Origin of the sequence: Kosakonia oryzendophytica, from assembly GCF_027886705.1 — a bacterium.
In the GTDB taxonomy this organism is placed as follows: domain Bacteria; phylum Pseudomonadota; class Gammaproteobacteria; order Enterobacterales; family Enterobacteriaceae; genus Kosakonia; species Kosakonia oryzendophytica.
On the sequence record NZ_CP115659.1, the window covers coordinates 4720315 to 4743096 of the forward strand.

20 protein-coding genes are annotated in these 22782 nt (G+C 52.6%); 5 read left to right on the plus strand and 15 right to left on the minus strand.

The window, feature by feature from the left end:
• Positions 1-37: 37 nt before the first annotated feature.
• The 3 genes from ghxP to soxR all read right to left on the minus strand — a co-directional run bounded on the left by ghxP (position 38) and on the right by soxR (position 3092).
• A complete protein-coding gene (gene ghxP, locus O9K67_RS22760) occupies positions 38-1387 on the minus strand; it encodes a guanine/hypoxanthine transporter GhxP (RefSeq protein WP_061498709.1) in 1350 nt (449 codons plus the stop codon).
• 300 nt (positions 1388-1687) lie between these two features.
• Positions 1688-2356 carry a glutathione S-transferase family protein gene (locus O9K67_RS22765; protein WP_061498712.1) on the minus strand — a complete coding sequence of 223 codons (669 nt, stop codon included), beginning with the start codon at positions 2354-2356 and terminating at the stop codon, positions 1688-1690.
• Between the two features lie 277 nt (positions 2357-2633).
• Positions 2634-3092 carry a redox-sensitive transcriptional activator SoxR gene (gene soxR / locus O9K67_RS22770; protein ID WP_061498714.1) on the minus strand — a complete coding sequence of 153 codons (459 nt, stop codon included), beginning with the start codon at positions 3090-3092 and terminating at the stop codon, positions 2634-2636.
• An 81-nt stretch (positions 3093-3173) separates the two neighbouring features.
• On the opposite strand from soxR, the gene soxS reads away from it, so the two are divergent.
• Complete coding sequence (soxS, locus tag O9K67_RS22775; protein WP_061498717.1) at positions 3174-3497, plus strand: superoxide response transcriptional regulator SoxS; 324 nt, start codon at positions 3174-3176, stop codon at positions 3495-3497.
• A 7-nt stretch (positions 3498-3504) separates the two neighbouring features.
• Here soxS and O9K67_RS22780 read toward each other — a convergent pair whose 3' ends face one another.
• Together O9K67_RS22780 and O9K67_RS22785 are read right to left on the minus strand one after the other, a co-directional pair.
• On the minus strand, positions 3505-5076 hold the full coding sequence (locus O9K67_RS22780; RefSeq protein ID WP_061498720.1) for an EAL domain-containing protein: 1572 nt from the start codon (positions 5074-5076) through the stop codon (positions 3505-3507).
• 344 nt (positions 5077-5420) lie between these two features.
• On the minus strand, positions 5421-6821 hold the full coding sequence (locus tag O9K67_RS22785; RefSeq protein WP_061498723.1) for a GGDEF domain-containing protein: 1401 nt from the start codon (positions 6819-6821) through the stop codon (positions 5421-5423).
• Positions 6822-7369: 548 nt separating this feature from the next.
• Here O9K67_RS22785 and O9K67_RS22790 point away from each other — a divergent pair.
• Entirely contained in the window at positions 7370-7651 is a 282-nt protein-coding gene (locus O9K67_RS22790) for a YjcB family protein (protein ID WP_061498726.1), read from the plus strand.
• Between the two features lie 87 nt (positions 7652-7738).
• On the opposite strand, the gene O9K67_RS22795 is transcribed toward O9K67_RS22790, so the two are convergent.
• From O9K67_RS22795 to O9K67_RS22810, 4 genes are all read right to left on the minus strand, one after another.
• Positions 7739-8560 (minus strand): ABC transporter permease, encoded by an 822-nt coding sequence (locus tag O9K67_RS22795; protein ID WP_061498729.1) that lies wholly within the window; start codon positions 8558-8560, stop codon positions 7739-7741.
• Positions 8560-9390, minus strand: coding sequence for an ABC transporter permease (locus O9K67_RS22800; protein WP_061498732.1), 831 nt, complete (start codon positions 9388-9390; stop codon positions 8560-8562). Before O9K67_RS22800 ends, O9K67_RS22795 begins: the two co-directional genes overlap by 1 nt.
• 66 nt (positions 9391-9456) lie before the next feature.
• A complete protein-coding gene (locus tag O9K67_RS22805) occupies positions 9457-10605 on the minus strand; it encodes an ABC transporter substrate-binding protein (RefSeq protein ID WP_061498734.1) in 1149 nt (382 codons plus the stop codon).
• 35 nt (positions 10606-10640) lie between these two features.
• Positions 10641-11627, minus strand: coding sequence for an ABC transporter ATP-binding protein (locus O9K67_RS22810; protein ID WP_082794190.1), 987 nt, complete (start codon positions 11625-11627; stop codon positions 10641-10643).
• Between the two features lie 151 nt (positions 11628-11778).
• On the opposite strand from O9K67_RS22810, the gene O9K67_RS22815 reads away from it, so the two are divergent.
• The 3 genes from O9K67_RS22815 to O9K67_RS22825 are packed head-to-tail and all read left to right on the plus strand — an operon-like array spanning position 11779 to position 14334.
• Entirely contained in the window at positions 11779-12537 is a 759-nt protein-coding gene (locus tag O9K67_RS22815; RefSeq protein ID WP_061498741.1) for an MBL fold metallo-hydrolase, read from the plus strand.
• Between the two features lie 8 nt (positions 12538-12545).
• Positions 12546-13556: a LacI family DNA-binding transcriptional regulator gene (locus O9K67_RS22820; RefSeq protein WP_061498744.1), complete on the plus strand. Its 1011-nt coding sequence runs from the start codon at positions 12546-12548 to the stop codon at positions 13554-13556.
• Between the two features lie 10 nt (positions 13557-13566).
• A complete protein-coding gene (locus tag O9K67_RS22825) occupies positions 13567-14334 on the plus strand; it encodes an inositol monophosphatase family protein (RefSeq protein ID WP_061498747.1) in 768 nt (255 codons plus the stop codon).
• A 1-nt stretch (position 14335) separates the two neighbouring features.
• On the opposite strand, the gene O9K67_RS22830 is transcribed toward O9K67_RS22825, so the two are convergent.
• The 6 genes from O9K67_RS22830 to O9K67_RS22855 all read right to left on the minus strand — a co-directional run bounded on the left by O9K67_RS22830 (position 14336) and on the right by O9K67_RS22855 (position 22781).
• A complete protein-coding gene (locus O9K67_RS22830) occupies positions 14336-14674 on the minus strand; it encodes a cupin domain-containing protein (RefSeq protein ID WP_061498750.1) in 339 nt (112 codons plus the stop codon).
• 74 nt (positions 14675-14748) lie between these two features.
• Positions 14749-16218 (minus strand): SulP family inorganic anion transporter, encoded by a 1470-nt coding sequence (locus tag O9K67_RS22835; protein WP_061498752.1) that lies wholly within the window; start codon positions 16216-16218, stop codon positions 14749-14751.
• Positions 16215-16838 (minus strand): carbonic anhydrase, encoded by a 624-nt coding sequence (locus tag O9K67_RS22840; protein ID WP_061498755.1) that lies wholly within the window; start codon positions 16836-16838, stop codon positions 16215-16217. Before O9K67_RS22840 ends, O9K67_RS22835 begins: the two co-directional genes overlap by 4 nt.
• 459 nt (positions 16839-17297) lie before the next feature.
• On the minus strand, positions 17298-17735 hold the full coding sequence (locus tag O9K67_RS22845) for a tetratricopeptide repeat protein (protein WP_061498759.1): 438 nt from the start codon (positions 17733-17735) through the stop codon (positions 17298-17300).
• Between the two features lie 520 nt (positions 17736-18255).
• Positions 18256-18678 (minus strand): hypothetical protein, encoded by a 423-nt coding sequence (locus O9K67_RS22850; RefSeq protein ID WP_061498763.1) that lies wholly within the window; start codon positions 18676-18678, stop codon positions 18256-18258.
• Positions 18679-18692: 14 nt separating this feature from the next.
• Positions 18693-22781 (minus strand): RHS repeat-associated core domain-containing protein, encoded by a 4089-nt coding sequence (locus O9K67_RS22855; RefSeq protein ID WP_082794192.1) that lies wholly within the window; start codon positions 22779-22781, stop codon positions 18693-18695.
• Position 22782: the final 1 nt, after the last annotated feature.

Here is a 22782-nt window from a genome sequence, read left to right on the forward strand (position 1 = left end):
GGCGACCGGAGTCGCCCATTGTTAACACGTTTCGCGATCAGATAGCCCAGCCGCCTGCATAAAATATAACCAGCGCAACCGCAATCACCACGGTACCGATGTTCAGCTTACGCCACTCGCCGGAGACCACGCGGCCAATGACCAGCGAGGCAAAACCGATCATGATGCCGGTAACGATATTACAGGTCAGCACGATGAAGACGGCGGTGATCAGGCCTGACATGGCGTCTACGAAATCGGCAAAATCGATTTTCGCAACGTTGCTCAGCATCAGCAGACCCACATACATCAGCGCCGGTGCGGTGGCATACGCCGGCACCAGGTAAGAGAGCGGGGAGAGGAAGAGGATCAGCAGGAACAGTACGCCAACGGTGATCGCTGTCAGACCGGTTTTGCCGCCCGCCGCCGTACCGGCCGCAGATTCGATATATACCGCTGCCGGTGCTGCGCCAACCAGACCAGAGAACACGCTGCTCAGGGAGTCGGTGGTCAGCGCTTTGCCACCATCGATAATCTGACCGTCTTTATCCAACAGATTTGCCTGCCCGGCTACCGCACGGATAGTCCCGGTGGCGTCAAACACCGCGGTCATCACCAGCGCCAGCACGCTTGGCAGCACAACCGGGTTCAGCGCGCCCATAATATCCAGGCTACCGATCAGGGAATTACCCTTGTCATCGCTCAGCGAAGGCATGGCGAAAATACCGGAGAAGTGTACGTTCGGATCGAAAATCAGCCCCACAATCGACACACCGATAATGGTCAGCAGAATGCCACCCGGCACTTTCAGTTTTTCGAGACCAATAATGACCGCCAGGCCAATCAGCGACATGATCACCGGGAAACTGGCGAAATGCCCCAGCGCAACCGGCAGACCATCCAGCGGGTTTTTGATAACCAGGCCTACGCCGTTTGCAGCGATAAGCAGCAGGAACAGGCCGATACCGATGCCGGTTCCGTGCGCAACGCCCTGCGGCAGGTTGCGCAGGATCCAGCTACGAATCCCGGTCGCGGAAATCACGGTAAACAGCACACCCATCAGGAACACGGCACCCAGCGCAACCGGCACGCTAATGTGCTGACCCAGCACCAGACTGAACGCGGTAAACGCGGTAAGAGAGATAGCGCAACCGATAGCCAACGGCAGGTTCGCCCACAGCCCCATCACGATGGAGCCAATGCCTGCAACCAGGCAAGTGGCCACAAATACAGCCGCAGGTGGGAAACCCGCTTTACCCAGCATGCCGGGAACAACGATGACCGAGTAGACCATCGCCAGGAAGGTGGTTAAACCAGCAACGATTTCCTGACGAACAGTACTGCCGCGGGCAGAGATTTTAAACAGTGCGTCAAGCGAACCGCCGGTACGCGCAGAAGGCGTAGACATAGGAAACATCCCCTGAGAATTTTATTGTTCGTTCGCATGCGTGGTGGACAGTCCACTGCCGGTTAAACGTCATCTCCCTGTGCTGCGTTGTGGCAAGGGGGCCACAAAAAAGCAAACGTTTAACTCCGCGCATACAACGGTTGGTCGAAAAAAGGCAAACGATTATCCAGCGTTTAGATACCGCTTTTCAACTGAACTTTGCCGCTTTTCGCTAAATTTCGCTTATGGTGATTAAGAAGTCACCGACCGATGCGCAAACGTTATCGTCGATGCGCAACTTTGCAACATTTTCGGATCATTTTAACCACCGGGAAGATCGAACGGACCGCCTTGCACGATAGCGCGTTGCCAGGCAGGGCGCATTTCGATGCGTTTTTTCCACGCCCGCAAGGCAGGCAGGTTATCCACCCCACCGCGCGACAGCAACGCGAAGACCGGAAAGCTCATCTGCATGTCTGCCATACTCAGTTGCTCACCGGCAAACCAGCTATGGTGCGCCAGTTCCTCTTCAAGAAAACGCGCATGCGTGGTGATTTGGCGGTTCAGCCAGGCTTTCTGAACACCATACGAAAGCAGCTTGCCGATACTACGAACGCCAAAGGGTACCGGTGGTTTACCCAGACTGGCGAAAACCAGCTTCATGAGTAACAGCGGCATCAGCGACCCTTCTGCATAGTGCAACCAGAAACGGTAATCCAGCTTTTGCTGCATCGCCTGCGGCTTAAAGCGCTGCGCTGTGTCGTAGGTTTCCTGTAAATACTCCAGGATTGCGCCCGACTCCGCGAGGATCAACCCGTTATCTTCGATGACAGGCGATTTGCCTAACGGGTGAACCTGGCGAAGTGATGCCGGCGCGAGCATCGTTTTTTCACGCTGGTAGCGAACAATTTGATACGGCACGCCCAGTTCTTCTAAAGCCCAAAGAATGCGCTGTGAGCGGGACTGATTCAGATGATGCACCGTAAGCATGTTTTTCTCCCGAGGATCCATATGAATTAACTATAGAAAATCGGCATCGTTGCGGATGAAAGAGCGAAGAAAAAAACCTGAAAAAAATTGCTCAAAAAAGTGGCAATTCTGCTACGGTGACCTAGACTAAAAGTGTCAGCATAACCCGGAACCTCCAACATGACGAGGGGTGCTGATGTCGGGGGAAACCCTCCTGCAGAAGAGCGGGATAGAGAGAAAGACAAAGACCGGAAAACGACTAAGGCGCCCCAACGGGCGCTTTAGTTTTTTATGCGTCTCAGTCGTCTTCCAGCAGGCGCGCGCCGGTACCCTGTTGCCCAAGCTGGTCGCCAGGGTTACGTAACGGGCAGTCGCTGCGCGACAGGCAACCGCAACCAATACACCCATCCAGCTCATCGCGTAGCGCAACCAGCGTATGAATGCGGCGATCCAGTTCGTCGCGCCATTGAGACGACAACTGTTTCCACTCTTTTGCACTGAGCGTGTGCCCTTCCGGTAAGACGCCGAATGCTTCACCGATGGTCGCCAGTGGAATGCCAATGCGTTGCGCAATCTTAATGATTGCCACATAACGCAGCACATCACGGGTATAGCGCCGCTGATTACCGGTATTACGGGTACTTTTAATCAAGCCTTTGCTCTCATAAAAGTGCAGCGCCGAGACAGCCACCCCGCTACGTTTCGCCACTTCACCGGGGCTCAGCAGGGCTTTTATACGCGGCATTCTCTTTTCCATAAAACCTCTTTACCTCAAGTTAACTTGAGGAATTATACTCGCTCCCAGACAAAACGACGAATCGGGAAATGAGGAAGCTTTATGTCCCATCAGCAGATTATTCAGACCCTTATTGAATGGATTGATGAACATATCGACCAACCAATGAACATTGATGTTGTCGCAAGAAAGTCAGGTTATTCAAAGTGGTATCTGCAACGAATGTTCCGTACCGTAATGCATCAAACGCTTGGCGACTATATTCGTCAGCGCCGTTTGCTGCTGGCAGCGGAAGCACTGCGTACGACACAACGCCCTATTTTTGATATTGCGATGGATTTGGGGTACGTCTCACAGCAGACGTTTTCGCGCGTATTTCGCCGGGAGTTTGACCGCACCCCCAGCGATTACCGACATCATGCCTGATGGGCAATCAGTTTAACGACGGCGGCTGCTGCACCCAGCGTTTGAATTCCTGTGGCGGCAGCGCCTTCGCAAAGTACCACCCCTGGCAAAACTGAACGCCCCGTTTTAGCAACCAGGTCACCTGTTCCGCCGTTTCCACCCCTTCCGCAATGATCTTCAGACGCAGACTCTGCGCCATCTCGATAATGTGTTCGGCAATCAGGTGACTGGTACTGTTGGTGGTGAGCGTATCAATAAAGGATTTGTCGATTTTCAGGATATCGACATTAAGGGAGTAGAGATTGTGCAAATTGGAGTAGCCGGTGCCGAAATCATCTATTGCCACTTCGTAGCCAGCCTGGCGAAACGCCTGAATCACCGGCGTGGTTTTCGGTACATCGATAAACCCGCGTTCGGTCACTTCAATCTTGATTTGCCCGGCGCGCACGGCATGCTCCCTGGTTTTGTTGGCAATTAACGAAATCAGGCGTGAAGAGTGGAAATCCGCAGCAGATAAGTTGATGGAGATGTAGAGATCGGGAACTTGCGGCAGAAAATCGCCCAAATCATTAAAGACTTCATCGACGACATAATCGGTCACACGTTCGATCATGCCCTCTTTTTCCGCCAACGGAATAAATTCAGCCGGACTCATGACCTGGCCGTTAAAACCCGGCCAGCGCAACAACGCTTCTGCCCCCACGCAAGTGCCACTTTTGATATCAATAATAGGTTGGTAATGAAGGCAGAGTTGGCGCTTCGTTAATGCCCGATGGAGCAGACGGCGCGGGGAATTAAATTCCTGCCGCGTTCGTGACCATATTAATAAGATGATCACGCTGCAGACCATCCCCAGCGGCAGGGTGAACGTCACCTGGCGGTAAAAGGCCTGAAGATAGTGGTCGCTGGAGGTGGACACGATAATAGCAATCGGCCGTTTGTCAGAGTGGGCAATGGTGTAAAAACGCGTGCCCTGCTGAAATGTCGCGTCGTTCCGGTTCACCAGCTTTGACAGCGTGCCGATATCCGTCGAACGACTCACTGAGAAGAATAAATGGGTTACCGTATCGTAAACACCGTATGCCAGTTCATTATCTTCTGACATGACATCGCTATAGGCGAGCGGGTTAACCACCGCAACATAATTTCCACGCTGCATGTAGACCATTTTATAGCCAGCGTAAAAAGGGGTATCCCGGTAGTAATAAATAGCAATATCAGGACGGCGTTTATACTCAGCTGGTGAAATAGCATACGGTTGTTCGGGCGTTATTACGCTCGAACATAAAAAATGTCCACTGCGTGCATAAATTAAATCGGAGACATACAAACTGCCGCGCACGATATTGAGCATTGCAGCCCGATGCTCTGGCGTACAAATTTGACCTTGATATTTCTCTGCGGCTAAACGAGCCGTATCCACCTGCTGAACTACCGCTTCTGTTTTATTTAACGCCAATTGAGCAAAGGAGTGGAGTTGCTCGCCTGTTTCTTTTACCGCACGGATATGCGCAAACCATAGCGAGAGCATCACTGGTAGTAGTACTACCAGGATTATCCCAATGACCCAGAGCATCTTGCGACGCACGCTATGATTCATGTCCGCCTATATCCATGCATTTTATGTGCCTTTTAATTGTACGGCAGGATGCTTTGATAAACAGGTGATTACGTTGCATGAATCATACGACATTAGCAACTGACTTTTATCATTAAAAACCTAATATTTGGTTATGACGATAATATTCGACCGTAAGCCAAACTAAAAGTCGGCTCGATGTTTATATTAGGGAAAATATTAATCCGTAGTTCAGGTTAGTTTTTACTTAATGCAACCAGGAATCGCTGATTAAGCCAAACTAACAACAGGATAAAAAAGAACAGGCCATGCGGAAATTTTTTCATGCGGATTTTGAGTTTCCTTCATAATTCCTCCTTTATTTATCAAAAGGCTCCAGCAATCACGGTTTTACTGCGTCCGGCACGCTTCGCATCGTACAACGCATTGTCTGCAAGCGTAAGTAAAACTGAAGTATCCACCTGGTCGCTGGTGACAAATACTAAACCAGCGCTAAAGGATAAGGTGATCTTTTCACCAATGCTTAATAATGGCGTTTGCGTTAAGGTAGCACGCATTTTTTGGCTAAAACGCAATGCCGATTTGCTACTGGTGTACGGCATCAAAATCAGAAATTCCTCACCACCCAATCGCCCAAACAACCAGGAGGGATCGCTATGCTCACGGATCTTATCGCAGAAATGGATCAGTGCCGCATCGCCCGTGAGGTGTCCCCAGCGATCGTTGATATTCTTGAAGTGATCAAGATCGAGCATTAACAGACTGAAATGACTACGTGGATCGCTTGGATTACAACTGACCAGCAACGCTTTTAAATGTTGCAGGATAGCAAATCGGTTGTAGCATCCCGTCAGATCGTCAATGGTGGCTTTTCTCTCCATCTGCTGCTCCGCCTTTTTACGCGCAGTGATATCCAGCCCGATACTGAGGATGGAATGATCGGGCAGCAGGATGTTTGACCAAAGTACCGTCAGTACCTGGCCGTCACGGCGTACAGGGTGCCACTCGTGCATGTCGACAGCCGGTGAAGTATTAACCGAAGCGCGAACTTGCTGACGCACCAGTGGATCAGGGAAAAACAATGCTAATGGATCGGGCTGCTGGTTGAGTTGCTCCAGCGTCCAGCCGAAGAGACGTTCGCATTCACCATTCCATAAAATACAGCGGTTATTTTTATCAAAGGAATTCATTAATACCGGGGCGCGATCAAATAACGCTTTATATTGTTCGATAACGTGTTGTATCTCTTTTGCTGCGCGATCCCGTGAAATAATCTCTACAAGAAAACTCTTTAGCTTTTCAACTAAAATGATGACGACATTCTTCATGACAGATAATGATAAAGTGGACTGCGGAAATGCCACAAAGAAATAACCACTAAGACCAGACTCCTGCACATGCAATTTACACAGGATGCCACTTTTTAATTTATTACCGACGATAGTTTTCTCAGGGAATAATAGTGTACCGACATGACGTCGCCAACAAATAACGCGCCAGGCACGCAGATTCCGTCGTAACTGTGACTGTTCCAGCAACGTTACCGCATCCTGCAATGTGCATGTTATCTCACCCACGCGGGTGAATTGCGGCACGCCCTCTTGCTCGACCAGCACCCACACCAGGCTTGCGCCCAAAGCCGCATTGATAGCATGAAGAATCTCTTCCAGCGAATGTTTCCCGGTTAGCCACGGCATCAGTTTCGCCAGCAGCGCCAGCGCCGCAGTCCCATCTTCCAAAGGTGCAGCGGAAATCTCTGTTTTCATGTTTTATCATTCGCAGGTTATTAAGCACCAGGCCGGCCTGGAATGATTGAATCAGGAAGGAAAAGTCACACCCACGAATTAGCCCAGACAGCAGGCGAAAAAACAACACTGAACGACGTAACGAAATCGTGCCAGTAGAGAATATGCCGCTTAAAATCAAATCCCCTGAATAATCACTCACAGGTAGAGACTACTGTCCAGAAAAGCATAATAGATGTTTTGTAAACTGTAAATATTGCAGTAATAAGTCTGCTAAATATTCACGGCGCGGTATCAATAAATTTAAGTTAAATCAATTTCCATCCTGGTTAAATATAACCGTAAGACAATAGCGGTATAACGCAGCCCAACATATCGACGAAAAAAGAGACAAAATGGCCTGTTTTCACACTGGCGAATAAACAACCAAGTGTGATATAGTTCACACATTCGTGAAATGGAAAACACCGTTTCACTTTGTTGTGCTACTCCGCGGACGCCTGCGTCATCTCTGCCACTCGTGCATAACGCCAGTCCGCCCGGTATTTGATTCTTCTGAGGATGGTTTCATGGCTACCTTTACCACCAGCGTCGTGTTGTTGCGCTGGCAGATATTGAGCGCAGTGTTGATGTTTATGGCCAGTACACTGAACATTCGCTTTCGCAGAGCAGACTATGTGGGTCTTGCGGTGATCAGTAGCGGTCTGGGTTTGGCCGCAGCATGCTGGTTTGCCACCGGCCTGCTTGGCATGACGGTTGTGGACTTTTCCAATATCTGGCACAACCTGGTTGTGGTGATGGAGGAAATCTCCCGCAAAGCACCGCCAGAGTGGCCGATGGTCATTACCTGATGAAAAAAAGCGCCGACAGGCGCTTTTTTTCATTCCAAACAGCCGGTTAGCATACCTTCACCACACCAGCAGCGCACATATCGCCCCCTATTTCCCCAGCTTCGACAACATTTCCGGGCGCATAAATCTTTGAATAATGAGCATAAAGAGCACTGACGGCACCAAAAGAATCAACGCCGTAATGGATGAGACCTGGTAATTGCCGGACATACTGGCGGTATAGAGCAGGATCGGCAGCGTAGTAATGTCCGGCGCGCCAACAAAGAAGGTGGCAGTAAACTCATCCAGCGACTCGAGAAAAACAAAGATACTGGCGGCAATCAGCCCGGGCGCGGCCTGCGGCAGGACGATATGGAAAAAGGTGTACACCGGCCCCGCGCCAAGATTGCGCGACGCGCGTGCCAGCTGCGGATCGACGGATGAAAACGCCGCCACGCTGATCCAGATGGCGTACATCAAACCATGCACACTGTGCACCAGTACCACACCGGCAACGCTGCCATTTAATCCCCACTGATAAAACAGACGCGCCACATTCATATACACCGTCAGGTTCGGAAATGCCTGCGGGATCAGAAATAGCAGCATAAAGAAGGCACGCAACGGCATGGATCGCTGCGCCAGCGCATACCCCGCCGGCACCGAAATGATCAGGCAGACGATCACCGCCAGCACTGCAATCAGTACACTGATCGACAACGATCCGGAAACATCGCTGTAAGGGCTAAAGACCTGGCCCCAGTACTTCAACCCCCATTGCCCCGGTAACGCATGGGGAAAGAACCAGCTCTCCGCCACCGTCCAGATCAACAGGTTAAGCAGCGGACCAAACAGCGCCAGCACCAGAAACGTCAACAGCAGCGTTTGCAGAATAAAGCTACCGTGAATTTTATACCGAATAGGGTTCATCAGTTGACTCCTTTGGCTTGCAGGCTGTGGCGTAAATAGAACCAGGACAACAGGGCGCAAATCAGGTATGAAATCACCCCCATCGCATTGGCAACCGGGTAGTCGCCATAGGAGTTAACACGAAACGCCATATCGACGGTCATCATCGTTGGCGTACCGGTGCCGATCATCAACGGCACCGAGAGCACCGACATCATGGTCACGGTGGAGAGCACTGTCGCCACGCCAATCGTCGGCATCACCTGCGGCAAAATAATATCGAAGAGCATGCGCAGCCGCGACGCACCCAGATTTTTCGCCGCCAGAATGTGCGACGGATCCACCGCCGACATCGCTCCGCAAATCAACAACGTTGAAAACGCCATCTGTTTCCAGACAAAGGTAATGATGATCCCGCTCCAGCCCAACAGCGAGGTAGTATCCATGGGGGTAAGTATGCCCGCAGCCACCAGCGCATTATTCATCAGGCCGTTTTTCGCCAGAAATGTCCGCATCATCTGCGCAGTGACAATAAAGGGAATGAACAACGGCAGGCGATATAAAAAGGCCAACGCTTTAACGATCCCCCGAAAGGGCGAAAGGACAATCACCGCCGAAAGGGTGATGGACAGCAGCAGCAGGATCGCCAGCGATGCCAGCACAATGACTACCGTGAACAGGATATCGTTCGAATACAGGCTCAGCACTTTCGCAAAGTGCATCAGCGTCAGGTGATGTGACTCGCGGGTAAATGCGGAAATCAGTGAAAAACCCAACGGCCAGAGAAAAAACACCGCAATCATCAGCGTGGCCGGGGCAACCAACAGTAAATATTTTATTGCGTGTCGCATGGTAAACCTGAGTCGTTGCCGCAAAAAAGATGCCCGCAGACACAGCGCTGCGGACACCAAGGTTAATCAGTTAGATACCTGGCTCTCGTAGCCTTCTTTGATATCGGTGAAGTACGGGTTAATCGGGAAGCTTTTACCGTATTTCGCCAAATCTTCCGGCGAAATTTCGGCAAACAGTTTCTGCCAGGTGGCCTCATCCAGCTTGCCTTTGACGTATTGCGCATCGATACCCGGATACCAGTTAAACTGTTTTACGATCCCCTGTGCCTGAACGTCCGGGCTGGTGGCCAGCGCGATAAACGCCTGTGCCAGTTTTGGCTGCGCTGCATGTGCAGGCACCACGTAATACATTGGCTGGCCTGGCATGCCGGGGGAGATCAACGCCAACTTGATGGATGGTGGAAGCTTGCCCTGATCTTTCCAGCTATAGAACATATCCACCCACACCGGCCCCATGGTGATCTCGCCACGGCTCAACATATCCAGCGTTCCGGCGTTGCCCGGCGTAAAGGTCACATTCTTATTAAATTCTTTCAGCTTGGCCCAGGCCTGCCCCCACTCTTTTTCCACACCTTTGTCATACGGCAGCGCAGACAAACGCTGTGCATCCGTGCCATAGGCATACATCCAACCCACCACAAAACTCACACCGGACATGCCGTTTTTAATGCCGTTATAGCCAAACGCTTTCGGGTTCTGTTGCGACCACTGCACCAGTTCGTCATAAGATTTCGGCGGCGTTTTGATCATCTCGCTGTTAAACGCGATCGCCGTCTGACTTAAAAACATCGGCATCACGTAGCCATCAACATTCACGCCCAGAGCATTTTTGGCATTTTCCGCTGAGACCATCGAACCGGTGTTAATGGCCTGGCGGTATTTCTCCAGCAATCCTTTTTCCACCAGTTGCCCCCCGACAGCCTGGTGAACCACCGCCACGTCGATATCCCAGTTTTTCGCGCCGCTTTGTTGCTGAGCGGTCAGTTTCTCCATGATTTTGTTTGATCCGGCATCTCCCGGCCCGGTTCCGACCACCTGCACTTTCACACCTGGATGCGCAGCCTCAAACTTCGGCCCCAGCCAGGTTTTCACGTAGTCCACCATATTTTGATCGCCCGCCGTCGCGACATTGAGTACCGTTTCGGCGTTCGCAGCGTGTATTCCATAGCCCAGACAGAGAGTGGCCAGTACAGCAAGTTTCGTTTTTACGGACATGATGTATCCCCAGGAAAAGAGTGTGTCGGTTGGCATTACAAAGCAGTTTCAAAAACATGCAGCGCGGGCTGCGGTACATGCAAAATGACGTTCGTGCGGGGGGGCCAGCATTGTGGCGAATCCGCCAGTAATAACTGCCCGTCACAACGCACGCTATGGCGGTACTGGTGACCAAGAAATGCGCTCTCTTCCACCACGCCATCCAGCAATAATCCTTGTGCGTCAGGCGGTACAGATGCCCCGTGAATGGTCACATCAGCGCTACGAAAATAGAGTGTTTCCCCACGCGCATCCTGACGGGTAATGCAGTTATCGGCCCCCATAAAATCGGCGACAAAAGGCGTTGCCGGGCGGTGGTAAATCGCTTCCGGCGTGCCGATTTGTTCAATGCGACCGCGGTTAAGCACCGCAATACGATCCGCCATGACCAACGCTTCCTGCTGGTCGTGGGTGACAATCAGCGAGGTAAATCCCAGCCGCTTTTGCAGCGCTTTTATTTCGTGGCGCACATTGAGACGCACTTTGGCGTCCAGGTTTGACAGAGGTTCATCAAGCACCAATACGTCCGGTTCAATGGCCAGCGCGCGCGCCAGCGCCACACGCTGTCGTTGCCCGCCTGAAAGCGCGGTGACTTTACTCTCCGCATAACCGTCAAGATTGACGATTTTTAATAATTCCTCTACCCGCTGTTGGATCGCCTCTTTTTTCCAGCGACGAACTTTCAACCCATAGCCAATATTTTGTGCAACGGTAAAGTGTGGCCACAGCGCATAACTCTGGAACACCATAGTGATATTTCGCTGTTCCGGCGTAGTGTGAGTAATGTCTCGACCGGCAATCGCTATTTCGCCCGACCTCACCGGAATGAATCCGCATAATGCATTGAGAAGTGTGGTTTTTCCGCAACCTGATGGCCCCAGTAGTGCAATCATTTCGCCTTTTTCTACCGACAAATGAATATCGTGCAAAACAATCTTATCGCCATAGCCAATTTTCAGATTTTCAATTTGCAAATAACTCACGGGCGATCCTTTTATTCGATTTTTTAGCGTCGATGAACACGTGTTCATTTATTTGTAAAAAAAATGCAACTTTGCACCGACATTATGTGAGCCTACTTTGTCGTCTATTTGTGACAATTTGATTAAGTCATCAATAAATTTGGTGGGCGAAATGAAAATAGATGTCCTGGGGTGCGGCAGCGCCTTTTCCGTGCAGCAAAATACCTCGGCAATTTGCGTGACTGACCCTGATCATCGCCAGTGGCTGATCGATTGTGGCCCCACGATCCCACGCGCACTCTGGCAGCGGCGTGGCGATGTCAATGACATCGATGCGATTTACTTTACCCATGTCCATCCGGATCACTGCACCGGGCTGACAGCGCTGCTCAATCACTGGAAGAGCTTTGGTCGCCGCAAACCATTGATAATCTGGTCGCAACGCGAGCAGCGCCCGGTGTTGATGCAACTGGCAAGCCTCGCGAACTGGCCTGAGAGCGGCCTCTGTTTTCCTATTGACTGGCGAGACAGCGAACCCGAATGGCACTGGCAAGGCTGGCAAATCCGCACGGCGTTTTCCCATCATGAAATCCCCAACCTCGCGTTGCGCATTGAGATGGGTGATAAGGCACTGTTCTACAGTGGCGATGGTCGTCCGACACCGGAAAGCACCGCGCTGATGCATCACGCCAGCCTGGCCTTTCAGGAGTGCGCGTCGCTGACCGCACTCGCCAGTGATGCCTCGCACGGCGATTTTCCTGGCTGTCTGGCGCTGTTTGAACAATTGCGTTTACCGCGCATGGGCTTGTATCACTGTCATGATGCAGCGCTACCGGCACTGGCACAGGCGTGCGCGGCACATCCAGGGTTATTTCTCAGCCAGGATGGCATGACCATCGATCTCAATCCTTATGCGGAGGCGACAGATTGAGTCAGACAATGCGTAAGCAGACCGTCACCGCCGAGGACGTGGCAAAACGAGCGGGCGTTTCCCGCGCCGTGGTCTCTCGCGCCCTGAGCAGCAATGGCAGCATCTCCCCGTCCACCAAAGAAAAAGTACTGCGCGCGGCGCAGGAACTGGGTTACCAGGTCAATTTCCTTGCCCAGGGACTGAACCGCCAGCGCAGCCATTTGATCGGCGTGATCGTCGCACGTATTGGCGATCCGTTTCGCAGTAGCTTACTGGAGGGCTTATTGCATGAGATCCAGCGTCGCGGCTATCAGGCGTTGGTGACCGAAATCACCGGCGAGCAGGATCTGACGCCAACGCTGCGCCGCTTTACCCAGTTTCGCGTGTCCGGCGTCATCGTGACCTCCGGCAAGCCGCCGGAAAAACTGGTCAATGAGTGTGTCAGTCAACAGATCCCGGTGGTCGGCATTAACCGCCAACCGGATATTCCGCTGGTGGACTTTGTCTGCTCGGATAATGACTCCGGCGCATATCAGGCCGCAGAACAGCTGTTTCACTCTGGCTGCCGCCGTTTTGGCTGGCTGAATAATAGGGGATCCACCTGGGCCGGGATGATGCGCGGCGAAGCCTTTTATCAGGCTCTGCATCAGCTCGGTGTGGATACGCAACGCCACATAAGCGACATCACCGCCAGCGAAGAGGGTTACGAGGGAGGTTTTCAGGCCGCCCGCGCATGGACAGGTGAATTACCGGCAGGTATTTTCTGCGCCAATGCGCAACTGGCGTGCGGCTTCCTCGACGGCATGCGCCAGCGCGGCAAATTCGCCCCACAGGATTTTCACCTGATTGGCTTTGATAACACACCGCAAAGCGGTCAGTTCAGTTACCAGTTAACCACCTTGCATCAGGATGTGTCTGAGATCGCCCGCCGGGCATTGACGCGTCTGCTGGAGCGGGCAAAAAATCCGTTGCAGCCTTCCCGCATTGAGTGGGTTAAGGTGGAACTGATTCACCGACAAACCTCACCACGCATTGGCTAAGAGTCCAGATATGACAGAACAGTTTACCCACGCGCTGTGCGCATTGATTCGTCGTCTCGGTCAGGAGGCGAAACAGCTTCGCGATAACGGGCTGACCATTGAACAGAAAGGCCGCCAGGATTTTGTTTCACAGGCGGATGTGTATGTGGAAACCGCATTGCGCACCTGGCTAAAAGCGCAGCGTCCGCAGGACGGCCTGCTTGGCGAAGAGCGAGGTCTGGAGCCGGGCAGTGAAGGAGTGTGGGTTATTGACCCTATTGATGGCACCACCAACTTTATTCTTGGTATGGATTACTGGTGTATTTCCGTCGCCTATGTCAGGGGCAATCACATTGAACTGGGCGTGATTTATGCGCCTGATCGCGAGGAGTTTTTCTTCGCCGAACGCGGGAAAGGCGCGTTTTTAAATGACCAGAAACTGACGATCACCGACCCGGCACCCGATGCCGTGGTTCTGGGATTAGGGCGTTCAAGCCGCACTGCGCCGCGCGACTATACCCGCACCATTGAAACGTTGTTTGAACACGGCGTTGAACACCGCCGTTTCGGCGCAGGTGCGTTGATGCTGGCCCATGTTGCCGCAGGCCAGGTACACGGCTACTTTGAGGCGCACCTGCATAGCTGGGATGCGCTGGCGGGTCTGGTGATCATCAAAGAAGCAGGCGGCATGCACAATGACTTTCTCGCCAGGAATGGGCTGACGCAAGGCAACAACGCCTGGGCTGCCAGCCCGGCGGTATGGCAACGTCTGCAACCCATTTTATTGCCCGATAACTGAGTTAACCCGCCCGCTCATAATGGATCGCCAGCCAGATGGTTGGCGGTTCGGCCTGCGTCCAGTTCACCCGGTGGCGACAACGCGCCGGAATATTGACAAAATCCCCCACCTGCAACACACGTTCTTCCGTTTCGCCTTCAAGCTGCAAACCAGCGGCGCCTTGTAGTATCAATACCCATTCTCCTTGCGGCTGGCAGTACCAAAAATCCGGCGGACTGGCCTGCCCGGTAGAGATGATCCGTTCGATTTTCACATCGGGTCGCACCAGCAGATCGTCGAACGTCTCCTCTTCGCCTGCACGGGCAGTCGCGGGAAAGTGTTGCAGCAGATTGGTCAACATGGTCTTCGCCCTCTCTGGAAAGAGCACCCAGCATGGCAGGTTGCGCCCGCCACGGCGAGCGCTTTCACTGCGGTTTATTTTGCCGGCCACTGACTCAGTTCAATTCCCCGCTGCGGCGCGTTTTCGGCAAACTCGCTCAACACCGCTTTAACATCGGGATCGAAATAGTGGGCGTTGTCATGCTCAACAATCACCACACTGCGCTCCGGGATCTTCGCCAGTAGCGCCTGCAAACGCGGGTTGTGCAAAAACGTCAGGTTCTGATGAATACGCAACACATAGTGATCGTCAAAGCGGGCCAGTTGCAATGCATTGCGATGGCTGTAATAGATGCTTAACGCCACCTGCATCACCAACCCAAGGGCAATACCCACCAGCATGCCAAACGCGATGATCCCCACCACCGTGGTGAGAAACGGGACATACTGTTGTGGCCCGGCGCGGAATTGCTCAATAAACAGACGTGGCGTCGCCAGCTTATACCCGGTATAGAGCAGCACCGCAGCCAGGCTCGCCAGCGGGATCACCGACAAAAAGCCGCCGAACCACAAACCGCACACGAGCAACAGTACACCCTGCAACAGCACCGAGAATTTTGATTGCGCGCCGTTGCTGACGTTGACCGAACTGCGCACAATCACGGCCGTGATCGGCATTGCTCCGACGAGCCCCGAAAACAGGTTACCCACCCCCTGAGCCACCAGTTCTTTGTCGGGTGACGGCGGTGGGTTTTGCGGGCGCAGCTTCTTCAGCGCTTCCTGGCTGAGCAGCGTCTCAAGGCTGGCGACCAGCGCCAGCGTAATCGCCACGGTATAGACGGCCGGATTTTGCCATGCCATCCAGTCCGGCCCTTCCAGCTCGCCGAGCAGATCGCTAAACGAGCCAAACTCCGGCAACGTTATACGCGGCAACGCAGGTAACAGATGCGGCGCTGTGGCGATAAGCACCAGGGACACAGCGCACCCGAGAACCACTGCAACCAGCGGGCCGGGGATCCAACCCAGGCTTTTCAAGCGCTTAATTGACCGTGAATCCCAGCACCACAACAGCAACAATCCCCCTGCCGCCACGGCGAACGATGTCAGTGAAAACGCAAATTCACCGCTGAACATCGCGCGTAAACTGCTCTCTTCCACCGCACCAAAGGCAACCGGAATCTGCTGCATAATCAACAATAAACCAATGGCTGCCAGCATACCTTTGATAACACTGCCGGGAACCAGTGTAATAAAGCGTCCGGCGCGCAGAAGTCCCATCGCCAGTTGCAGGACGCCCGCCAGCACCAGCGCAAACAGAAAGGCAGAGAACGATCCCAGCGCATCAACCGAAGCCACCACAATGGTCACCAGCCCCGCCGCCGGGCCGCTGACAGCAAAGCGCGACGGGCTGAGCGCCGTGACCAACAAACCGCCGATAATGCCGGTCAGCAGACCAACAAACGGCGGTAACCCGCTGGCCTGGGCAATCCCCAAGCACAGCGGCAGCGCCACAAGGAAGACAACCACTCCGGCCAGCGTATCCTGGCGCAATGCATTGCTCTTCATACCGCCTCCTCCGCCGTTTTCTCAATCAACGTCTTCAGGTGGCCTGTCGCCAGTTCATAGACGCAGCCGTAAATATTCAGCTCGCGTTGACTGCGCCACACGTCCAGTACCGGTTGTGTCTGCACCAGCCGCGAAAACTGAGTGATGACGTTGGTTTCCACCAGGTGGTTGAGGGTTTCCGGATCAGGCGTTTTGGGCGCGGCGCCCTCAATTTTATGCCCGAGCACATCGCGCAGTTGACCAATACGCCGCGACAACGCCGAAGACTCGTCCGCCAGTGCCATCTGCGGTAATTGCAGTGCAGCCTGCACGCCACCGCAACCGTAATGGCCGCACAGCACGATGCGATGCACCTTCAGGTAATGCAGCGCGTACTGCAACACACTCATAAAGTTGTCGTCCGCCGGGTCGACCATATTGGCGATATTGCGGTGAACAAATAATTCACCGGGATGAGAGCCGGTTAGCACCTCAGCTGGCACACGGCTGTCGGAACACCCTATCCATAACGAATGCGGCTGTTGTTGATGAAGATGTTGCTCAAAATAGTGCGGATCGCTGTTCAGCTTTAATAGCGCCCAGCTACGGTTTCTGGCCAGCAGCGGTTTCAACGTGTTCACAGTGCGACTCCCTTATTGTCAATCGGCATATTGGCAGGTTTTATGCGGGAGCTTTTACTACTAGCACTGACTGGAGAAATATATGCGTAAGGAAAATCTTATTATGGAATTTAAATAGTAAAAAAAGTCAAAGTGTAAAAAAACGAAAATAGCGAAGCATTGCACTATACAGATATAGAGGTTTTTTTGAGATTATTGATATGTATGCTAATAGTCACAAATAACAACCCTGGCATTGGTAAGGAAAATCATCACGGAAATATATCGACATGCGAGGCTGAATGACTCAACCGCAAAAAGAAGTTGATAATAAGAAATATAATTTGCATCGCCATTCAGACCAGTTCGATAATTCTCTGGTCTGCGGCCATGCTTTCACGCCACTCTCTGTTACAGCAAGCCTGTATGCTGCTTATTGAGTGCTAAAAATCCGTTATCAACCGTTCCGAAAAAGAACACCTACTTTTTTTTGCGTTCCAGCAGATAAAAGTCGAGATACTTTTTCTCGCGGCCCTGAAATGCCTTCTTTTTCCCATAACCGTAAGCAAGATGAAAATGTTCGTATGCTTCGTCATACTGCTTAAGTTCATAGCACACCATGCCCATGATGATAGCAGGTGCCGTATCCCTGTCGGTTCGCAGATTTAACAAAAACTGAGCCCAGGGTTTGGCACGGACGAAATCACCTTTATCAAACCAGGCGGAGCAAAAACCGGAAGCGATCCACAATGAAGGCATCAACCAGTCGCTTTTAGGCTCCGGCACCAGCCCCCAGGCGTTATCGTACAATGAGAGGGCGCTCTCCATATCGCCACGCTGCCTTGCGTTGTCGCCCTCTTTGACAATCTTATCGATGGTATCGCCTAAAACCGGGTTTACGTCGTATAAGTCATGCACTGGAATGCGCTCCTTAATAACAGGGTGGAGTGAAAAAACTCCGAACCATATTGTCGACCGCCCCAGGAGAATGAAATCGGGCGAACTCTTATTTGCTTTGACGCGATAAAAAGGCAAATTCTGCTCTTATCCTAAATTTAATCTGAGGCCACATTTATGCCAGACACATTGTGCCCTCACGCAAGACATAATTGGTAGTTGAATACATTATGTAACCATTCAGGGTTATCAGCGACAAGCACCACATCAATATCAGACAATAGTTTAAATAACATGCACCGTTCACTATGTTCTTAATAACCATGTTTAGCATGGTTTCATCAAATAATCAAAATTTTGCGAGCATAAAAAATAGGAAAATACAACTTAAGATAAATTGAGAAGGGAGTTTTCTGGCAGCAACGCGTTGTATTATCATCGAATAACACGTTTTTTTAAGGCCGTAAATCAGTATATCCGGCCTTTCATTTTATAAACAACAAGGCTGTTATTGTCTTTATCGATATATATCGAATATTTATCAATTTTCTTCCAGAACATTAACAAATAAATTATATATTTTCTGACAAAAATCCGCACTATCAATAAAGTCAGGTAAAATGAGCACATAATAATAAATATGATTAAAGCGTAGGTTTATATCATAAGGCTCAAAATCCGAGTCGTTTTCAAACTCAAATAAGGTCGCAGCGCCATTCAACGTGGCTGATTTCGCCTCAATGCAAAAACACCCTTCCCCGCCAATATCTAAATTATAACCATTCTCCAGATGGTAATTCAGCATTTCCTCATCTTTATAGAACAGCAAAAACTCTTCATCACGCACACTGTTGCGCTGATGTTGATAACCATCAGGTTTTACTTTCGCCGCCATCGAGGAAAAAACGTCCTCTAGCGGTTTATTGGTATAAAACCCATACATTACACCCGTCCATTCAGCCATATATCGCTCCTAAATTAGTTACATCCAGAAAGGCCATGAACAACATCATCGCGCAACTTATTATTGGCATTTCTCAGCGGTATATCTTCTTCGATATAGAGTCGCAGATACGTATTCTGTCGGTCTACTGTTTTTACCTTACTGCTATCAATCTCAAAAGAAATATAATGCGTACTTTTATCTTTCGTCAGGCCCATTTTACCTCTTAACCCGGATGAATTTAATTCTTCTGGCGACAATTTGGTTACATAAACGCCTTTAGGTTTACCCTGAATCGACCCGCGTCCCCTGGCACCAGGATCACTGGATTTAATCACACCGGAACCCATAATCGCATTATATCCTTCTTTGCTTGTGTAGTGATAAACACGCACCACCTCTAAACCAAGAGGATCCATCCATGTGAGAGGATTTGGAGCATATTGATAAACATTTAATCCGCCCGCCAGCCCTATCGGATCCTGGCTGATATACGCGGCGATTGCCGGGTCGTAGTAGCGATAGCGGTTATAGTGCAGCCCGGTTTCCGCATCGTAATAGTGCCCCTGGAAGCGCAACGGATTATCGATGCGGTTAACATACACATACCCTTTTTCCCCCCAGACACCGATATTCTCCGACCAGACGATTTCCCCGTCAGGCGAGGTCAGTCGCACTGGCGCACCGTTCGGATCGCAGTGATAGTGCCAACTCTGTTTTGCCTCTCCTTCCTGTGTCAGCAGCGCCAGCGGCCGGAAGCTGTCGGGATAGTAGATATATTCACGCATGCTGCTGAATAATGTCGCCTGGGCTTTCTGCCGTTTTAGCCTGCCACCGGCATCGAAAATGCTTAACGCCGCCAGCGGCTCTTGCGTAGCGGCAACAGTCTCGCCTGCCAGCGCATCACGCTGCCAGTAGAACCAGTGCGTTTCCGTGGCGGTCTGTTTGAATACCCGCCGCCCCAGTCCGTCATAACCGTAGCGCACCAGGCTGTCGCCTTTGCGCACAGCAATGAGCTGGCGGTGATCATCCCAGGTAAAATCTTCTTTTTCTTCGCTCTCGTCCTGCATATGGCGGCGCTGGCGCAATTCCCCTGCGCGGTCAAAGACATAGCGCACGCCATGATGGATGCCTTCACGGAACCAGCCGCCCGCACTGTCGTTCACATCGCGTGTCTGCGTCTGCAAATGGTTCCCGGTTGCATCCTGCACAAACTGCCGCAGCACGCCATCCGGTGAGGAATGCGCCATCAACCGACCGGCCGGATCGTAAGTATAACGATCACTGCCCCACAAACTCTCTTCGCGCAACGTCAGGTTACCTGTGCGGTCATAGGCAAAACCGCTGGCAAATAGCGGTAAATCGTTTTGCAGTACCTGCTGCGAGGTGAGCCGCCCAAGTCGATCGTAACTGAAGTTACGCCTCACTGCGTCGGAGAGCTGCTCGCTGATCCTGTACCCGCTGTCGTCGTAGGTGAAAATAATGGGCGCGTCATCGTTAAGCTGCACCTGCGCAAGGCGATCATGCTCATCCAGTCCATAACGCACCTGATGGCCGCTGTCGCTATCGCGCGCGATCAGCAACCCGCGATCATTGTAGCTGTAACGCAACTGGAAACCGTCCTGCTCTTCCAGTAGCAGCCGCCCGGCATCGTCATAGCGCCATGTCAGCCTGCGCCAGGGGTTCTCACATAGCACCATCCGGCCGCACAAATCATAGTGATATTTCGCTTGTAGCGTGTCACCACTGCGCCGTTCGCTTAGCCTTCCGGCTTTGTCATAGCCATAGCGCACGTTGCGCCCCAGTGCATCTTCACGGCTGATCAGGCGACTGGCCCTGTCCCAGCCGTAACGCGTCACCTGACCCCAGTAGTCGCTTTCCGCCGTCACTCTCCCGAGGGCATCGCGGGTCAATTGCCAGCGCTGACCGCGTTGATTAATCACCGCCAACAACCGATCTTCCGGGTCATACTGGTAACCGAGCGTCGCCCCATCGGGCGTTTCGCAGGCGGTCAGCATCCCGGTGCCGTTATAACGGAAACGGGTTACATTGCCCTGTTCATCGGTAAAGTGAACCGGGTTATCTTCCCGATCGTAAGCGATACGGACTTCGCCACCTGCCGGATTCACCGTCGCCACCAGCCGGTCTTTCCTATCCCAGTGATAGCGGGTGCTCCCCTCACCAGCATCAATACGTTCGATCAATGTGCCGCGCACGGCGTGGCGGAAACGGGTGGTACCTGCCCCACCAGGGCTTACCGATTCCAGGAAACCGAAACGATCGTAGCGATAGCAGCACGACGGCAAACCGGGTTTATGAGCCTCAGCAAGCTGCCCAAAGCGATCATAGTGATAACGTGAAGCAACGCCCGTCGGGTCAATCGTGACAATCAAATTCCCGTGCGCATCATACTCTGAACGCCAGATAGCGCCCTTCTCATCGGTCAGCGCCAACACCTCACCAAACGCATCATATGTCGCCTGAATCACGCTTCCGTCCGCCATATATTCGGCTGTCATGCGCCCCAGTTCGTCATACTCCCAGCGATGGCTACTGCCGTCCGGCTCAATCAGCTCCAGCGTGCGGCCAAAATCGTCATAGCGGAACACGGTGTTGCCACCCAGCGGATCGATTTCCGACACCGGCAAGCCGTTTTCGTCAAAGGTAATGCGCGAGACATGCCCCAGTGAATCCGTGATCTCCACTTCGTTAAGCAGGTCGTGATACGCAAACCGATAATCCCAGACACCGCCGTCGCCCCAGGCATGCACCACTTGCCAGATGTCGTTGTACTGGTAGTGAAACCCTTGCCCATTGCGGTCAACGTGACTGACCAGGTGATGCTGCTGATAATAAAAACGGCGCGGATGCGACAGGGCATCGATCTCCGCACTCAATTGCCCTTCCTCGTCATATTCGTAGCGGGTCAGCGGCGTGATGTCGCCATCCAGCGCATTACGCAAACGCAGGGCGAGCAGGCGGTGATTCTCCTGGGTGACGAGGATTTCACGCGCGGTCATTCCCTGATGGGTGAACTCGCGAATTTGCAGCAGTTCGCTACCGTTCCACTCAAAACGCCAGCCATTGCCGTTACGATCGGCAAGCTGGCGGATCGGCAACACCCCCTGTTCGCCACTAAATTGCAGTTGCGGGCCACTCTCCTGCGCCACCTGCCACAGCACTTCGCCGTTAACCGTTTCCCGCCACAATCGGCTACCGTCCGGCAAACCCGGAATGCCCTGCTCATACCCGTCGACCTGCGGCAATCCGGCAAACAGCGTCATCCCTTCCGGTTGCGTCAGCATGGCGATGCCTTCATCCACCATCACCTCCAGGCGGATATCCGCTGGCGTCGACCAGCCGTGGCCGCACACCCCTTCAACATCAAGATCCGCCGAAGAGTAAGTGCGGTTCCACGCCAGCGGCAGACGCCCCGGCAACAGAAAATCCTGGTGCTCAAGGCTGACGCTGCCATCACGAATATCGACCGGTTCGGCGCGAAGGACCCGGCACTTCAGGAAACCAGGATCCATATTGCGGAACAGCTTTTGCCGAAGCTTGCGAAAACGGCGCATAAACAACCGCCACTGCGGCGTCTTCTTCAACTTTTTGAAGCCCTTACCCAGGCCGCTTAACCCGGCGCGCATCAGCAGCGCCATCAGGTTGATGGTCGGCGGCCCGCCCACAATCACATTGTTGGGGATAGCCAGGTTAAAGGTCAGCGGTAGCGTCAGTGACAGTGGCTTCGGCTTGGTGGCGCGTTTCAGGCGAAATGGCGGGATCAGGCCAAGAATATTACAACTCAGCACCGGCATGCCGATGCGGGAGAAGGGCTCGCCGTCCACAGAGACGGTTTTACTGCCCATAAACAACTCATCTTCGATTTGCGGACCACCCGGTGCACGCAGCGGTGGGATCCACGCTCCGCCCACGGGAATATGCACCGCAATCCCGCCCGTTCCGGCGCTGGCACGCTTAATGCTGTTGACGTGCACCGTGGTGCCAATCAGCGGGAGATAATCAAACACATCAAACACGATGCCGATATGGGGTGTCGGTAGCGGCCACGGGTAGGTGTGAATATCCAGCCCAAGCTGCGGATCGAAGTGAGCGCCGGAGTGCATC

Excerpts from the sequence above, each read along its gene's own strand:
- soxS (WP_061498717.1), top strand. The coding sequence starts at position 3,174 with ATGTCCCATCAGCAGATTATTCAGACCCTTATTGAATGGATTGATGAA.
- O9K67_RS22780 (WP_061498720.1), bottom strand. The coding sequence starts at position 5,076 with ATGAATCATAGCGTGCGTCGCAAGATGCTCTGGGTCATTGGGATAATC.
- O9K67_RS22830 (WP_061498750.1), bottom strand. The coding sequence starts at position 14,674 with ATGTTGACCAATCTGCTGCAACACTTTCCCGCGACTGCCCGTGCAGGC.
- O9K67_RS22805 (WP_061498734.1), bottom strand. The coding sequence starts at position 10,605 with ATGTCCGTAAAAACGAAACTTGCTGTACTGGCCACTCTCTGTCTGGGC.
- O9K67_RS22790 (WP_061498726.1), top strand. The coding sequence starts at position 7,370 with ATGGCTACCTTTACCACCAGCGTCGTGTTGTTGCGCTGGCAGATATTG.
- O9K67_RS22825 (WP_061498747.1), top strand. The coding sequence starts at position 13,567 with ATGACAGAACAGTTTACCCACGCGCTGTGCGCATTGATTCGTCGTCTC.
- O9K67_RS22795 (WP_061498729.1), bottom strand. The coding sequence starts at position 8,560 with ATGAACCCTATTCGGTATAAAATTCACGGTAGCTTTATTCTGCAAACG.
- O9K67_RS22785 (WP_061498723.1), bottom strand. The coding sequence starts at position 6,821 with ATGAAAACAGAGATTTCCGCTGCACCTTTGGAAGATGGGACTGCGGCG.
- O9K67_RS22815 (WP_061498741.1), top strand. The coding sequence starts at position 11,779 with ATGAAAATAGATGTCCTGGGGTGCGGCAGCGCCTTTTCCGTGCAGCAA.
- O9K67_RS22800 (WP_061498732.1), bottom strand. The coding sequence starts at position 9,390 with ATGCGACACGCAATAAAATATTTACTGTTGGTTGCCCCGGCCACGCTG.
- O9K67_RS22820 (WP_061498744.1), top strand. The coding sequence starts at position 12,546 with ATGCGTAAGCAGACCGTCACCGCCGAGGACGTGGCAAAACGAGCGGGC.
- O9K67_RS22835 (WP_061498752.1), bottom strand. The coding sequence starts at position 16,218 with ATGAAGAGCAATGCATTGCGCCAGGATACGCTGGCCGGAGTGGTTGTC.
- O9K67_RS22765 (WP_061498712.1), bottom strand. The coding sequence starts at position 2,356 with ATGCTTACGGTGCATCATCTGAATCAGTCCCGCTCACAGCGCATTCTT.
- soxR (WP_061498714.1), bottom strand. The coding sequence starts at position 3,092 with ATGGAAAAGAGAATGCCGCGTATAAAAGCCCTGCTGAGCCCCGGTGAA.
- O9K67_RS22855 (WP_082794192.1), bottom strand. The coding sequence starts at position 22,781 with ATGCACTCCGGCGCTCACTTCGATCCGCAGCTTGGGCTGGATATTCAC.
- O9K67_RS22850 (WP_061498763.1), bottom strand. The coding sequence starts at position 18,678 with ATGGCTGAATGGACGGGTGTAATGTATGGGTTTTATACCAATAAACCG.
- ghxP (WP_061498709.1), bottom strand. The coding sequence starts at position 1,387 with ATGTCTACGCCTTCTGCGCGTACCGGCGGTTCGCTTGACGCACTGTTT.